We start from the raw sequence: 14,854 nt of genomic DNA, 5'->3' as shown, positions 1-14,854 counted from the left end.
TTCAGTCCGGGCGGTAAGCGCGCATGAAGGTGTCCACGGCGCGGGCTACCGTTGCAACAACCTGCGCATCGTGAAACTCGGGCAAGGCATTCATCAGGCCGCGCTCTTCCAATTCGCAATCGAGCAGGGCACGGAACTGGCTTGCTGCCACATGGGGATCGGCCATGCGCAACTTCCCTGCTTTCATCACAGCTTCAAAATAGCCGGCGACCAGCTTCATGCCCTTGCCTGGGCCGTTCTCGTAGAATGTGCGCCCCACTTCGGGATTGTTGCCTGAGGCCGCAATCACCATGCGCCGCATGGCGAATTTCTGCGGCGTGAAAAAGGTTCTGAGCACGCGCTCGCCGAAGCCTTTCAGCGAAACTTCGACATCCTGCTTGGGGTCCAGCAGGGCAAGCACTTCCATTGCGTCGGGCGGCAAGCCCGGGCCAATTGCGGCGCACGGCCGCTCGCCAAAAAGATCGGCCAGTTGTCCGCCATGTTCTTGCGTGGACCGCGAAACCAGCTCCCCGAACAAGGCTGATGGCGACATGGCGCTGCCGCCGGATACAGCGGCCTATGTGCTGAAACCCGGAGCCCTCGCGGGAACCATGTCCGCGAGCGATTTCCTGTCTTAATAAGGTGGAAGCGTGTCCTGCCCACGCTGCTATTTTTGTGCTATTTTCCTGAAAACCCGCCGTAAGTATCACGCTGTAAGAATCGGTTTCCCCGCTGTGCAACGCAGTTTGGAAGGTTCGAGCTATGAATACGCTGGCAGCACGTCTTGTCCCCTTTGCCGTCCTGGCACTTCTCGCCGCTTGCGGCGCCAAGGAAGATCCCTCCAAACAAGCCGGAGGTCCGCCCGCCGTCTCGGTGGCGCCGGTCGTCAAGCGGCAGGTCCAGGAGTTCGATGAATTCACAGGACGGCTGGAAGCGCCGCACACAGTCGACGTGCGCTCGCGCGTGACCGGCAACCTGGTCAAAGTCCATTTCAAGGAGGGCCAGGTCGTCAGGAAAGGCGAGCCGCTCTTCACCATCGATCCCCGCCCCTACGCGGCCGAGGTGGCGCGAGCCGAGGCGCAGTTGCAGTCCGCCCGCACCCAGTTCGAATTGAACAAATCCGAATTCGCGCGTGCGGAAAAACTGGTCGCCGTTCGTGGCGTCAGCCAGCAGGAACTGGACCAGCTGCGCGCTGCCGTCGCCAATTCGCAGTCGTCGATACGTGCCGGAGAGGCGGCGCTCACGCAGGCGCGCCTCAACCTGGAATTCACCAACATTACCTCTCCGGTGGAAGGCCGCACTTCGCGCGCCAACGTCACCGAAGGCAACCTGGTGAATGCGGGCGAGCCGGTACTGACAACGGTCGTCTCGACCGACAAGGTCTACGCATACTTTGACGCCAGCGAGGCGCTATACCTCAAATACATGCGCGCAGCCCGCGATGGTACCCGCGCCTCGTCGCGCGATACGCCGAACGTCATCTACCTCGGCCTGGCCAATGAAGAGGGTTTCCCCCACGAAGGCAAGATGGACTTCGTCGACAACCGGCTGAATCCCGCCACTGCATCGCTGCGCGGGCGGGCAGTATTCGAAAACAAGGACGGCCTGTTCACCCCGGGACTGTTCGCGCGCCTGAAGCTGGTGGGCAGCGGCAAGTACATGGCCACCGTGATTGCGGACCGCGCGCTCACCACCGACCAGACTCGCAAGGTCGTGCTGGTGGTAGGCAAGAACAATATCGTCGAACAGCGCGAGGTCAAGCCCGGAGCACTGATCGACGGCATGCGTGTGGTGGAAGGCGTGAAGGAAGGCGAACTTGTGATCGTGGACGGCTTGCTGCGCGCCTTCCCTGGCGCGCCCGTCACGCCGCAGGTGCTGAAAGTGAATGAGCAAGGCATGCCCATCCCTGCCCCGCCGCCCGGAGCCCCTGCACCGGCCAAGGGTTGAGGAGGAGCCATGGACTTCTCAAAACATTTCATCGAGCATCCGCGCCTTGCAACCGTCATTTCGATCTTCATTTTCCTGACAGGGCTGCTGGCGATCTTCCAACTGCCGATTTCGGAATATCCCGAGGTGGCGCCGCCGCAGGTGGTGGTACGCGCGCAATTCCCGGGCGCGAATCCGCGCGTGATTGCGGAGACGGTCGCGGCCCCGCTCGAAGAGCAGATCAATGGGCTGGAAAACGTGCTGTACTTCCAGAGCCAGGCCACGGCCGACGGCAGCATGAGCATTACGGTCACGTTCAAGATCGGCACGGTGCCGGAGCAAGCCGAAACGGCAGTACAGAACCGGATCAACCGCGCCCTTCCCCGCCTGCCGGACATCGTGCGCCAGATCGGCGTGACGACGGAGAAGCAGTCCTCCAGCCTGACCATGGTGGTGCACATGGCCAGCCCGGACAACAGCCACGACACGCTTTACCTGCGCAACTACGCCAACCTGTATGTACGCGACGAACTGCTGCGCATTCCCGGCATGGGGTCCGTGCTGTTCTTCGGCGGCGGCGATTACGCAATGCGCATCTGGCTCGATCCGCAGAAACTGGCTTCGCGCAGCATGACTGCGGGCGACGTCATCCAGGCGATTCGCGAGCAGAACGCGCAAGTCGCGGCGGGCGTGGTCGGGTCGCCGCCGGCCGTGAACAACACGGAATTCCAGCTGGCGGTCAACGCGCAGGGACGGCTGGTCAAGGAAGAGGATTTTGCAAACATCATTGTTCGCAGCGATACGCGCACCGGCGCGGTCGTGAGGATCAAGGACATCGGCCGCGTCGAGATGAGCGCAAGCACCTTCGCCTTGCGCAGCCTGTTGAACAACAAGGATGCCGTGGCGATCGGTATTTTCCAGGCGCCCGGATCCAACTCGCTGGCGCTCTCCGACAATGTCCGCGCCACCATGGCCCGGCTAAAACAGTCCTTCCCGCAGGGCGTCGACTACGACATCGTCTACGACCCGACACGCTTCGTGCAGACCTCGATTGAAAAGGTGGTGCACACCCTGGTCGAGGCCATCTTGCTGGTGGTGCTTGTGGTGATCATCTTCCTCCAGACCTGGCGCGCTTCGGTGATTCCCCTGCTGGCGGTGCCGGTGTCGATTGTCGGCACCTTCGGGGTGCTCCTGCTGCTCGGCTATTCGATCAACACTCTGACGCTGTTCGGCCTGGTGCTGGCAATCGGCATTGTCGTCGACGATGCGATCGTGGTGGTGGAGAACGTCGAGCGCAATATCGCGGACGGACTTACTCCGCACGCCGCAACGCACAAGGCGATGAGCGAAGTCAGCGGGCCTATCGTGGCGATTGCGCTGGTGCTGTGCGCAGTCTTCATCCCTCTGACCTTCGTGCCCGGCCTGTCCGGCCAGTTCTATAAGCAGTTCGCCGTCACCATCGCAATTTCCACAGTCATATCCGCGATCAACTCGCTGACTCTTTCGCCCGCGATGGCGGCGCTGCTCCTGCGTCCGCACGATGCGCCCAAGGATACCGTGATGATCTGGATGGACAAGCTGTTCGGACGCTTCTTCCATTGGTTTAACTGCTTCTTCCAGCGCCAGAGCAAGAAGTACAGTCGCGGCGTCGACGCTATCCTGAAGCGAAAATCTGCGGCGTTGCTTGTCTATGGCGTGCTGCTGGCCCTGACCGCAGTGCTGTTCGGCGCCATTCCCAGCGGGTTCGTGCCGGCGCCGGACAAGCAATACCTGATCGGCGTAGCCCAGTTGCCGGCCGGGGCGACCCTCGATCGCACGGAGAAGGTGATTCGGGAAATGAGCGATATCGCCCGCAAAGTGCCGGGCATCCGCGATTCAATCGCCTTCCCCGGTCTTTCGATTGCAGGATTCTCGGCGGCGCCAAACGAGGGCATTGTCTTCCTGGGACTGACGCCGTTCGAAGAGCGAACCTCGGCCGCACTGTCCAAGGACGCCATCCTGGGCAAGGTGAACGGCGCCATGCAGCAGATACAGGGCGCCCGTATCTTCGTGGTGCCGCCACCAGCCGTGGAGGGCCTGGGTGCCGCCGGCGGCTTCAAGCTGATGGTGCAGGACCGCAGCAGCCAGGGCGAGCAAGCGCTTTATGGCAGCGTGTGGGGCATACTCGGGCCGATCTACGGCAATCCCAAGTCGACCATCGCGACGCCTTACTCGACTTACGATATCAATGTGCCGCAGTTGTTCGCCGATGTGGACAGGACCAAGGCAAAGCAGATGGGTGTGCCGCTGCAGTCGATCTACGATACGCTGCAGATCAACCTGGGCTCCCTGTACGTCAACGACTTTACCCGCTTCGGAAAAACCTACCAGGTGGTGGTGCAGGCAGACGCGCCCTACCGCTCCAGCGCAGATAGCATCGCACGCCTTGAAACCCGTAACGACGCAGGGCAGATGGTGCAACTCGGCGCCCTCATGCAGGTCCAGCCTACCTTTGGACCGACACGCGTGACCCGCTACAACGGCTTTCCCGCCGCCGACCTGAATGGCGCTCCCAAGCCGGGTTTCTCCAGCGGCCAGGCGGAAGCGGAAATCGAAAAGCTGATCAAGGGCCTGCCGCGCGGCATGGGCTTTGAATGGACCGACCTGACCTACCAGGACCGCCTGACGCGCGACGTGACCTTGCCGGTGATCGGCGCAAAGATACCCACGCTGGCGGCGGTCCTGTTCCTGTCCGTTGTGCTGGTGGTGCTGGTGCTCACTGCGCAATATGAGAGCTGGAGCCTGCCGCTGGCGATCATCCTGATCGTGCCGATGTGCATACTGTGCGCGCTGTTCGGGGTCTGGCTGTCGCACTGGCCGCCCTTCGGGCAGACCGGGGACCTGAATATCTTTACCCAGGTGGCGCTGGTGGTGCTGGTCGGCCTGGCCTGCAAGAATGCGATCCTGATCGTGGAGTTTGCCAAGGAGCTGGAAGAGCGCGGAAGGCCCATGGTCGAAGCGGTGCTTGAAGCCTGCCACCTGCGGCTGCGACCGATCCTGATGACGTCCATCGCATTCTGCGCCGGCGTCGTCCCGCTCATACTCGGCAGCGGCGCAGGCAGCGAAATGCGCCGGGCCATGGGCATTGCGGTCTTCTCGGGCATGGTTGGCGTGACGTTCTTCGGCATCTTCCTGACGCCGGTGTTCTACAGCATGGTGCGCAAGAGCACAGCCAAGCGCCGTGAACACGCGGCCGAAGTGCGGCGCGCGGTCGACGCCGCCGCCCACCCCTTCCACGCCGGCATTGACGACGCCAGTCCGCCGCCCGAGGGAAAATCATGAAAAGCACCTTATCCTTGCTTGCGGCGCTGCTCCTTGGCGCTTGCTCCCATGCGCCGCAACTGGCGCGCTACCAGCCTCCCGCGCAGGCGGGCTTCGTCAACGCCCCCGGCCAGGCAGCGAACAGCGAACCGGTGGCCGAATTCTGGCGCCGCTTCGAGGACGAGCAGTTGTCTTCCCTGGTCCTGCGCGCACTGAAGGCCAATACCGACGTGCGCAGCGCGGCTGCCAGCCTGGCCGAGTCGCGCGCAATCGGACGCTTCGCCGACGCCGACCTGTGGCCGACCGTGAACCTCAACGCGGGGGCAGCACGCGTGCGGGCCAAGGATAGCAACGGCGTTCCCAAGACCGACAATGCTTATTTAGTGGGCCTGGACGTGCTTTGGGAAGTCGATGTGTTCGGCCGCCTGGGCGACGCGCGGCGCGCGGCGCAAGCCGGCGTCCTGGCCGGCGAGGCGGGCTATCGGGCAGCGCAGCTAAGCGTGGCGGCCGAAGTGGCGCGCAACTATTTCAACTTGCGGGGATTGCAGGAGCAATTGCGCGTTGCCGTTGCTTCCCTGGAGACCCAGCGCGCCGCCTTGCAGCTGGTCGAGGCCCGCGAGAGCGTTGGGCGCGGCACCGCGCTCGATACGGAACGCGCTCGTTCGCTGGTGAATTCGACTGCCGCTTCGGTGCCTGCATTCGAATCGGCGCTAGCCCGCACGCGCTATCGGCTTGCCGTGCTTTGCGGCCTGCCGCCGACCGGGCTGGATGCGGAGCTGGGCGAGCCGCGCCCGCTGCCGGGGCTCAAATCCTTCGATATCGGCGGCATCGGCACGCCGGAAAACCTGCTGCGCCGCCGGCCCGACGTGCAGCTGGCGGAAGCGCAACTGGCCGCGGCGGCAGCCAATGCCGGCGTCGCTCGCAGCGCATGGTTCCCGTCCATCACGCTGGGCGGGACGCTGGGGCAGAACGCCTCTCATGCGAGCGACCTTGGCAAGGGCGCGTCCTACGCCTATAACCTCGGCGCGCAACTGGCGTGGAACCTGCTCGACTTCGGCCGCATCCGCGCCAATATTGCCGCATCTGATGCACGCGCCGATGCGGCGGTGGTGAACTACGAGCGCGCCGTACTGGCGGCGCTGGAGGAAACAGAGGGCGCATTCATCAACTACACGCGCTCGCAGCAGCAGGCCGCGCTGCTGTACGACGCGGTCGTCGCTTCCGAGCAGGCGGCCAAAATTGCGCGCGAGCGCTTTGCGGTTGGTTCGACCGATTTCCTGGTGGTGCTGGATGCCGAACGCGAACTGCTGTCGGCGCGCGACCGGCTGGCGCAGGCGCAGTCCGGTGCGGCCGTTTCGCTGGTCGTGGTCTACAAGGCGCTTGCCGGTGGCTGGGGCGGCCCCTGAGGGTCAACCGCTCGCTGCCGGTCGATTTCGACCACCCCGCCTGCCAGGTCCGGCGCCAGGATCACGGCCGCATTCTGCTCGCGATCCACGGAAGTGGCCAGTGCGCCGCCGGCCGCATACGCTTGCGGCGCGGCCTCGGCATCCCATCCATGGACATAAAGCGCCATGCCATTCCACCACGGCCTCCAGCTCCCCTCGCGCTGCTCGAACAACAGCTTCAGGCCCGATGGCGTTTGCTCGCAGCGGATGCGCTGGCGCAGGAAGCCGCCGCGCTGGTATGCCAGGCTGACGCCATCGTCGGCGTAGATGTCGCCCTGGCAGCCGGCACCAGGATAAACATGGAGTTCCAGCCTGCCCTCAGGGATGAAGGCCGTGCTTTGCACCAGGGGCTGGCGGGGGATGATCGCACCCGGGCGCACATAGACCGGCAACTGGGCGATATCCGGTTTGACGACAAGCCCTTTGCCGTCCAGGCGCCGTCCCGTCCAGTAGTCGTACCAGCCCTTGCCGGGCAGCTCCACGTTGTAGTCGCCCGGCGATTCAAGCATCGGCGATGGCGCCAGCAGCAGGTCGCCGCCGATCATGAACTGGTCCTCCGAACCGCCAAGCCGGTCGCCATGCGCCAGTACTGAAGGGAAGTTGAGGAAGACTGGCCGCAGCAGAGGAATGCCGCTGCGGCTGTTTTCCTCCGCTGCGGCATACAGGTAGGGCATCAGGCGGTAGCGCTCCGAGATGAAACGACGGCGGATCTCGACCTGCGCCGCGACGCCAACCCAGGGTTCCTGGTCGGCCCGGCCGGTTTCCGCATGGGCGCGAAACAGCGGCATGAAGGCGCCAAGCTGGAACCAGCGCGTCAGCAATTCGGGCGACGGCCGCTCGCCGGCGTAGCCGCCAATGTCGTTGCCGGCGTAGGAGAAACCGCTCAGACCAAGATTGACCAGCTGCTGCATGCCCATCTTGAGGTGCTGCCAGCTCGAGACGTTGTCGCCGGTCCACGTTGCCGCATAACGCTGGCCGCCGGCGTAGGTGGCGCGGGTCAGCACGAAGGGACGCACGTCCGGCTGCAGCCGCAGCAGGCCTTCGTACGTGGCGCGCGAATTGAGCTGGCCATAGACGTTGTGCATTTCCGCGTGCGAGGTGCTGCGCGGCGCGAAGTCGTCGCTTTCAATCCGGTGCACGACCTCGAGCGGCATGGTCTTGCCCGGAGCATTGAAGATCGAAGGCTCATTCATGTCGTTCCAGAAGCCCGCCACGCCGTCACTCACGAATCCGGCATACAGCTCGCCCCACCAGCGGCGCGCCTGGGCGCGGCTGAAGTCGGGGAACACGGCTGCGCCGGGCCACACATCGCCCGAGTAGTACCGGCCACCCGGCAGTTTCAGGAAAAGGTCTTGCGCCGCACCGCTGTCGTAGGCGGCGTAGCCCTGGCCTGGAGCATTGGCGATATGCGGGTCGGTAATCAGCACCAGGCGGATGCCCTGCGTGCGAAGGTCGTCGGCAAGCCGCCGCACGTGGGGGAAGGCCTGGCGGTTGACGGTGAATGGGCGCGAGCGATCCTGATAGTCGATATCCATGTAGATCACGTCCGAGGGCAGCCTTTCGCTGCGCAGGCGCCGCGCGATCGCGCGCACTTCGGCGTCCGTCTTGTAGCTCCACTTGGACTGCTGGAAGCCCAACGCCCATTGCGGCATCAGCGGCGCCGAGCCGGTCAGCCGGGCATATTGCTGCAGCACGTCCTTCGGTGCGGGGCCTGCCATGACGTAGTAATCGACAGGTCCACCCTCGCCGCTGATCGACAGCACGCCCCGTTCGGTCTTGCCGAAATCGAAAGTGGTGCGCCAGGTGTTGTCGAGGAACAGGCCATGGGCCTGCCCACGGTCGCTCACGGCCAGGAAGAATGGAACGGTCTTGTAAAGGGGATCTGTCGCCTGCGTGAACTTGTAGGTGTCCGTATTCCACATGGTGTAGGCGCCACACTTGCGGTCGAAGGTCCCGGTCTTGTCTCCCAGGCCAAAGACATGATCGTCGCCGCCCATGCGCCCACGCATGCGGAAGCCGCCATCGGCTGAAAGCGCGGCCCGTCCGGCAAGGTCGGCCAGCAGCAGCCGGCCGCCGCCATCGAGCACGTCCGTCCGCAAGGTACGCAAATCGATGCGGGCGGCGATGTTCGCCGTGCGCAGCAGCACCTGTTCGCCACGGCGCGTGACTTTCAGCGGCAGGCGCGCGCTGCGCCTTGCAGCCGGCACCGCCCACGAGGCATCTTCCGGCAATTTCCCGCGGCCCATGCGGATGCGCACGATGCCGCTGGCCGGTGCAGATACTTCAAGCACCACGCCGCCGCGGGAGAGCACCATGCGCTCCACGGTTTCCGCGTGCAGCGTACTTGCTGCGCCCAGCGCGAGGACGGCCAGGACACTACTGGGCCGCATACATCGAAGAATACTTCGCGCCGAAGTAAAGGATGAAGGCATAGCAGGCGGCAGGCAGCATGAACGATGCCTGCACGCCGATGGCATCCGCCAGCGCGCCCTGCGCGAACGGCACCAGCGCGCCGCCGACAATGGCCATGCACAGGATGCCAGAGCCCTGGCCGGTGTACTTGCCCAGGCCATGCAGCGCCATGCTGAAGATGGTCGGGAACATGATCGAGTTGCACAGGCCCACCGCCAGGATGGCCCACATTGCCACGCTGCCCTTGCCGAAGGTCGCCGCCAGCACCAGGCCGATTGCCACCAGCGAGTTGACGGCCAGCGTCTTGCCCGGGCTGGCCACGCGCATCACCACGAAGCCGATGAAACGACCCACCATGGCGCCGCCCCAGTAGATGCTGACGTAATGCGCCGCTTCGGCGTGGGCCAGGCCGGCAATGTGCGACTCGCCCAGGAAGTTGATGAGGAAGCTACCGATGCTGACTTCCGCGCCAACGTACAGGAAAATGCCGATGGCGCCCAGCACGAGGTGGCGGTGGGCCCAGGCCGAACCGTGTCCCTCGCCCGCCAGCGAAACGTCTTCGGTGTCGGCGATCTGCGGCAGTTTGGCGACAAAGAACAGCACAGCCAGCAAGGCCAGCGCACCGGCCAGGGCCAGGTAGGGGCCGCGCACGGTGGCTGCATCAGCCGCGGCGCCCGCCACGCCGGCCGCCGACAGGATCAGCATGCCGCCAACGGAAGGGCCGATGGTGGTGCCGAGGGAATTGAAAGCCTGGGTCAGGTTCAGGCGGCTGGAGGCCGTGCGCGGCGGCCCAAGCACGGTGACATACGGGTTGGCGGCAACCTGCAGCACGGTGATGCCCGACGCCAGGACAAAGAACGCCAGCAGGAACAGGCCGTAGCCGCCGAACGAAGCCGGATAGAACAGCACGCAGCCGCCGGCGGCAATCAGCAGGCCGGCTACCGCACCCTTCTGGTAGCCGATGCGGCGGATCAGGGCGCCCGCCGGCAGCGATACGATGAAGTAAGCGCCGAAGAAGCAAAGCTGCACCAGCATCGCCTGGAAATAGGACAGCGTATAGATCGCCTTCAGGTGCGGAATCAGCACGTCGTTCAGCGAGGTAATCAAACCCCACATGAAGAACAGCAGTGTGACGATGACCAGCGCGCCGGTGTTCGTTCCGTTCTGAGCGCCGCCTGCCGCCGCTGGCGGTGCAGTTGGCGTAGCGTTGGGTACGGTGGATGCCATGAATGTCTCCTCAGTTTTTATGTTTACATGCCGGCTGGTGGGCGCGGCAGGTCACGGCCCTGCGTGCCCCAGCCGGCCGTATCAGGCTGCGGTGCAAGCTTGAACGACAGGGTGCCAGCTCCCTGCAGTTGTTCCCAATCCAGCCACACGCGCGACAGCGGCCGGCCGCCCCACTGCACCGACTGCACGAAGCGGCGCTCGCCCGGCCTGGCCTGCGGCGCTTCAATGCGCAGGGTGCGGCCTTGCGGCAAGTCGATCTCGGCGCGCGCAAAGCGCGGCGCGTGCAGCAGGAAACGGCCGCTGCCCGGCACATCCGGATACAGGCCCAGGGCACTGAACAGGTACCAGGCCGACATCGTGCCCAGGTCGTCGTTGCCGGTGACGCCGCCGGGACCGTTACCGAACAGGGTTTCCGCCGCGCGCAGCACGGTGGTGGTTTTCCACGGCTGCCCCATCAGAGTGTACATCCATGGCGCGTGCAGGTCCGGTTCGTTATTCGGGTTGTAGCGGAACTGGCTGTAGTAGCTGTACGCGCCCACCACCCACGACTTGCGCACGGCCGCCGGATCGGCCAGCACGGCGTCGTAATCGAAGAACTGGTCGAGGCGCTGCAAGGCCTTGGCGCGTCCGCCCATAGCCTCTGCCAGGCCCGGAACGTCCTGCGGCACCAGCCATTGGTACTGCCAGGCGGTGCCCTCGTGGAAGCCGCGCTCGGCGCGCGGGTCATAGCTGCCGTTCAAGTCGGTGAACCAGCTGCCATCCAGCGTGCGCGGACGCGGGAAGCCGCGCTGCCCGGTTGGTGCGTCGACAACCGACGGATCCCAAATCTTGCGCCAGTTGAGGGCGCGCTGTTCGAGCAGCTTTGCATCCTTGCGTTGGCCAAGCGCCCTGGCCATGATCGCGAGCGAGCTGTCGGCCAGCGCATATTCCAGCGTCGCCGACGCTCCGTGGTGCGGGTCGATGTCCATGCCCTTGGCGACAAAGCCACGGTCATACTGGACAAAGCCCTGGCTCAGGTAGTTCGGATTGCCTGCGCGGCCCTCGGCGCGGATGCGCGACGGCGGCACGCCAAAGGCGTTTTCGCGCAGCGCGGCGTACGCTTCGCGCTCACGTCCTTGCAACGCTCCAAAGCGCCACAGGTCGACCAGGAACGGCGTGACCGGGTCGCCAGTCATCACATTGCTGTCGAAGTTGGCGTAGCCCCAGCGCGGCAGCCAGCCGCCCTGCTCGCGGATCTTCAGCACGGAATTGGCGATGTCGCGCGAGCGCTGCGGACGCAGCAAGGCAAGCAACTGGTTCTGCGCGCGGTAAGTGTCCCACAGAGAGAAGAACTCGTAATAGGTCCAGTCCCTGGCGCTATGCAGCGCATCGTCATAGCCGCGATAACGGCCATCGGCATCGCTGCCCGTCAGCGGCTGCAGCAGCGCATGATACAGGGCGGTGTAGAACACGGTGCGGTCATCGTTGCTGCCGCCTTCGATGCGGACCGTGCCCAGTTCCTTCCGCCACGCCGCCTGCGCCTGCGCCCGCATTGCGTCGAACGTGAGCGGCTTGCCGCCGGCCATGCCTTCCGCCTTCAAGTTGATGCGTGCGCCTTCCGCGTCAACGTGGGAAATGGCGCTGACCGCCGTCACGGCCTGGCCGTTCCTGAGGTCGAATGTCAGCCACACGCCATGCGGACGGCTGTCCCCTTGCTGGCTTGGTCCCTTCACGCCTGGCCAGCCGCCGCGGTCATCCCAGATGCCGTTGGCCACGAAGGGCTGGTCGAACACGATGCGGAACCAGGTGGTGTACTGGGCGCCGCCGCAGAAACTCCTGGTGACGATCTTGCCTTCGACACTGCGCTCGTCCAGTACGCGCACTTCGCTGCCGACCACGGAATGGCGCTCGTTGGCCTGGCCCAGGTTGAGCAGCACGTGGCCGCTGGCGGTCCCGGGGGCAAAGGTATAACGTTCCGCGGCTGCGCGGGTCAGCGCTGTGGCCTCGGCGGTAATGCCGCCATAGCTGGTGAGCTGCACCTTGTAGAAGCCTGCCTGGCCAACTTCGCCTTCGTGGCTGTAGTTGGCTGCATAGCGCTTGTAATTGAAGCTTTCCGCCTTTTTGGTGTCGAAATCGCCGCCGGGGCCGATGCTGCCGGTGACCGGCAGCACCGAAAGCTGGCCGCCCTGCTCCCAGCAGCCGGCGCCGGACAGGAAGGAATGGCCAAAGCCGCGGATGCGCGCATCGCTATAGTGCCAGCCGGCGTAATGTTCGCCGGTCGGGCTGACCTGGATCATGCCGAAGGGTGCGGAGGCGCCGGGGAAGGTATTGCCTTCGTCCTGGGTGCCGATGAAGGTGTTGACCGGCATGTCGGCCGGCGCTGCAGCCAGCGGCAGGGCGCATGCCGCCAGCAGGACGGAGCGAATGGCAAAGCGGATTGCTTTCATTACGGTGCCTCTCCTTCAAGCAATTCGAACAGCTGCTGCATGGCTGCGGGCGGCGGCGGGGTTGCACCTGACTGCAGGCAGGCAGCGGAACCCGCCGCCAGCGCCGCATGCAGGTGTGACTGCAGCGAACGGCCCGGATGGCGTGCGAGGCTGTGCAGCAGGCCGGCCACGCTGGCATCGCCCGCGCCGACCGTGTCGACCACCGAGACCGCCGGCGCGCGCGCGTCGGCACGCTGCTCGCCATGGAACAGGCTTGCGCCCTGGCCGCCGCGGGTCAGCAAGCAGCACGCGGAAGGCGCGGCGGCGCGCAGCTGCTGCAGGGCCGAATCCAGCGGCACGCCGGGGAACAAGCCGCGCAGGTCGTCGTCGGAAACCTTGATCACGTCGGCAAGTTCGGCCATGCTGCGCAGGGTTGGCGCGTAGCGGTCATCCATCAGGTTGCGGTAGTTCGGGTCATAGCTGATGGCCACGCCCTGCTCTTTCAGCTTCTCGGCCAGCGCGACCAGGTTCGACGCCAGCGGCTCGCGCGCCAGGCTGATGCCGCCGAAATGCGCCCAGCGCAAATCGCGCGACCAGTATTCAGGCAGTGCCTCCGGATCGAAATGCAGGTCGGCGCTATCGTCGCCAATGAAGAAGTAGCTCGGCGGCTCGCCCTGCTCCACGATCGCCAGCAGCGGCGAGCGTTCAACGCGCTGCAGCAGGCGCAGGTCCAGGCCTACGGCCTCGCTGGCGCTCCACAAGGCGTCGCCGAAACGATCGCGGCTGATTGCGCCGGCAAAGGCGGTGCGCTCGCCCAGCACGGCCAGCGCGCGCGCCACGTTCCACACCGAGCCGCCAACGCGGCTGACCCAGCGCTCGTCGCCCTGGTAAATCATGTCGGTCAGCGCCTCGCCAGCGCACAGCATCACTGGCGCGTCATGCATGATCGCCCGCCCCCAGCGCCGCCACGATGTCATAGCAGGCACCCATGGTGTGGTAATCGACCTTGCCGGCCGGGCTCTTTTCGTCGCTCAGCTTGCGGTTGTCGCCGGACAGGATGCGGTACCAGGCGCCATGCTCGTGATCGACGAAGTGGGTCCAGCTATAGGCCCACAGGCGCTGGTACCAGTCCCAGTACCCGTCGTTGCCGGTGCGCTTGGCCAGCATAGCGGCAGCCGCCGTGCTTTCGGCCTGCACCCAGAAATACTTGTGCGGATCGCACACGGTCAGGTCAGGCGCCAGCGAGTAAGCCAGGCCGCCATGCACGGCATCCCATCCCTTGTCCACAGCGGTCTGGAACAGGCGTTCCGCGGTCGGCAGCAGCCAGCCCAGGTCCTTGCCCAGCACACTGCCGCGCGCTTCCAGCTGCAGCAGCAGCTTGGCCCACTCGGTGAAGTGGCCCGGCTGGTAGCCCCACGGGCGGAACAGGTTTTCCGGATCGTCGATATTGAAGCGCCAGTCCGGCTGCCAGTTCGCGTCGTAGTGCTCCCAGATCAGGCCGCCGCAACGGGCAGCCTGGCGCTGGGTGATGTTGCAGGCCACGGTGTAGGCCCGTTCCAGGTAGCGCAGCTCCCCGGTGGCCTGGTGCGCCGCCAGCAGTGCTTCGCAGGCATGCATGTTCGCGTTCTGGCCGCGATAGCTCGAAAGCTCGCTCCAGTCGCGGCTCGCTTCGTCGGCGTACAGGCCGTCTTGCTGGTTCCAGAAACGCTTTTCCATCAGCTCGAAGGTTTCGCCGATCCAGCCGCGCGCCTCTTCCAGGCCGGCCATGGTGGCATGCGAATAAGCCAGGAGCACGAAGGCCTGGCCATAGGCGTGCTGGGTGCCGTCCTCCACGTCACGGCCATCGAGCATCCAGGCGTAGCCGCTGCCCGTCGGGTCGCGGTGCACCTCGCGCAGGAAGCGCAACGCATGGCGTGCGCCCTCCAGGTAGGCCGGATCGCGGAAATGGCGATAAGCCATGGAATAGGTGAACACGAAGCGCGTGCTGCTGACCAGGTGGCGGTGCGCGGCGTCGTAGACGGTGCCATCATCCTTGAAGTAGTGATACAGGCCGCCGGCAGGGTCGAGCGCACGCGGGTGGTAAAAGCGCATGGTGTGGCGCGCGTGATCGAGCAGGACGTCCGGGTTGCGGAAATTCGGGAGTTTGTTCATGTTTGGCCT

9 protein-coding genes are annotated in these 14,854 nt (G+C 65.1%); 3 read left to right on the top strand and 6 right to left on the bottom strand.

Annotation, left to right across the window (positions count from 1 at the left end):
• Position 1: 1 nt before the first annotated feature.
• On the bottom strand, positions 2 to 532 hold the full coding sequence (locus tag ACN9MU_RS08545) for a TetR/AcrR family transcriptional regulator C-terminal domain-containing protein (RefSeq protein ID WP_426321693.1): 531 nt from the start codon (positions 530 to 532) through the stop codon (positions 2 to 4).
• Between the two features lie 209 nt (positions 533 to 741).
• Between ACN9MU_RS08545 and ACN9MU_RS08540 the strand changes: the two genes are divergently transcribed.
• From ACN9MU_RS08540 to ACN9MU_RS08530, 3 genes are read left to right on the top strand one after another with little or no spacing between them, the layout of a single operon-like run.
• A complete protein-coding gene (locus ACN9MU_RS08540) occupies positions 742 to 1,926 on the top strand; it encodes an efflux RND transporter periplasmic adaptor subunit (protein WP_426169634.1) in 1,185 nt (394 codons plus the stop codon).
• Between the two features lie 9 nt (positions 1,927 to 1,935).
• Entirely contained in the window at positions 1,936 to 5,226 is a 3,291-nt protein-coding gene (locus tag ACN9MU_RS08535) for an efflux RND transporter permease subunit (RefSeq protein ID WP_426169631.1), read from the top strand.
• Entirely contained in the window at positions 5,223 to 6,611 is a 1,389-nt protein-coding gene (locus ACN9MU_RS08530; RefSeq protein WP_426169628.1) for a TolC family protein, read from the top strand. The genes ACN9MU_RS08535 and ACN9MU_RS08530 overlap by 4 nt, the downstream gene beginning before the upstream one ends.
• Here ACN9MU_RS08530 and ACN9MU_RS08525 read toward each other — a convergent pair.
• The 5 genes from ACN9MU_RS08525 to ACN9MU_RS08505 are packed head-to-tail and all read right to left on the bottom strand — an operon-like array spanning position 6,575 to position 14,845.
• The gene (locus tag ACN9MU_RS08525; protein WP_426344423.1) at positions 6,575 to 9,040 is read right to left on the bottom strand and encodes a TIM-barrel domain-containing protein; all 2,466 of its coding nucleotides are present in this window, start codon (positions 9,038 to 9,040) and stop codon (positions 6,575 to 6,577) included. The genes ACN9MU_RS08530 and ACN9MU_RS08525 overlap by 37 nt on opposite strands.
• Positions 9,027 to 10,289 carry a sugar MFS transporter gene (locus ACN9MU_RS08520; RefSeq protein WP_426321690.1) on the bottom strand — a complete coding sequence of 421 codons (1,263 nt, stop codon included), beginning with the start codon at positions 10,287 to 10,289 and terminating at the stop codon, positions 9,027 to 9,029. Before ACN9MU_RS08520 ends, ACN9MU_RS08525 begins: the two co-directional genes overlap by 14 nt.
• Before the next feature lie 23 nt (positions 10,290 to 10,312).
• Positions 10,313 to 12,715, bottom strand: a complete 2,403-nt coding sequence (locus tag ACN9MU_RS08515; protein ID WP_426344422.1) for a GH92 family glycosyl hydrolase — start codon at positions 12,713 to 12,715, stop codon at positions 10,313 to 10,315.
• Positions 12,715 to 13,638, bottom strand: coding sequence for a carbohydrate kinase family protein (locus tag ACN9MU_RS08510; RefSeq protein ID WP_426321686.1), 924 nt, complete (start codon positions 13,636 to 13,638; stop codon positions 12,715 to 12,717). Before ACN9MU_RS08510 ends, ACN9MU_RS08515 begins: the two co-directional genes overlap by 1 nt.
• Complete coding sequence (locus tag ACN9MU_RS08505) at positions 13,631 to 14,845, bottom strand: AGE family epimerase/isomerase (RefSeq protein WP_426169617.1); 1,215 nt, start codon at positions 14,843 to 14,845, stop codon at positions 13,631 to 13,633. The genes ACN9MU_RS08510 and ACN9MU_RS08505 overlap by 8 nt, the downstream gene beginning before the upstream one ends.
• Between the last annotated feature and the right edge of the window lie 9 nt (positions 14,846 to 14,854).

It is taken from the genome of Pseudoduganella sp. R-32, from assembly GCF_049913245.1.
Taxonomy (GTDB): Bacteria; Pseudomonadota; Gammaproteobacteria; order Burkholderiales; family Burkholderiaceae_D; genus Rugamonas.
This window is presented reverse-complemented; position numbering and strand designations above follow the sequence as displayed.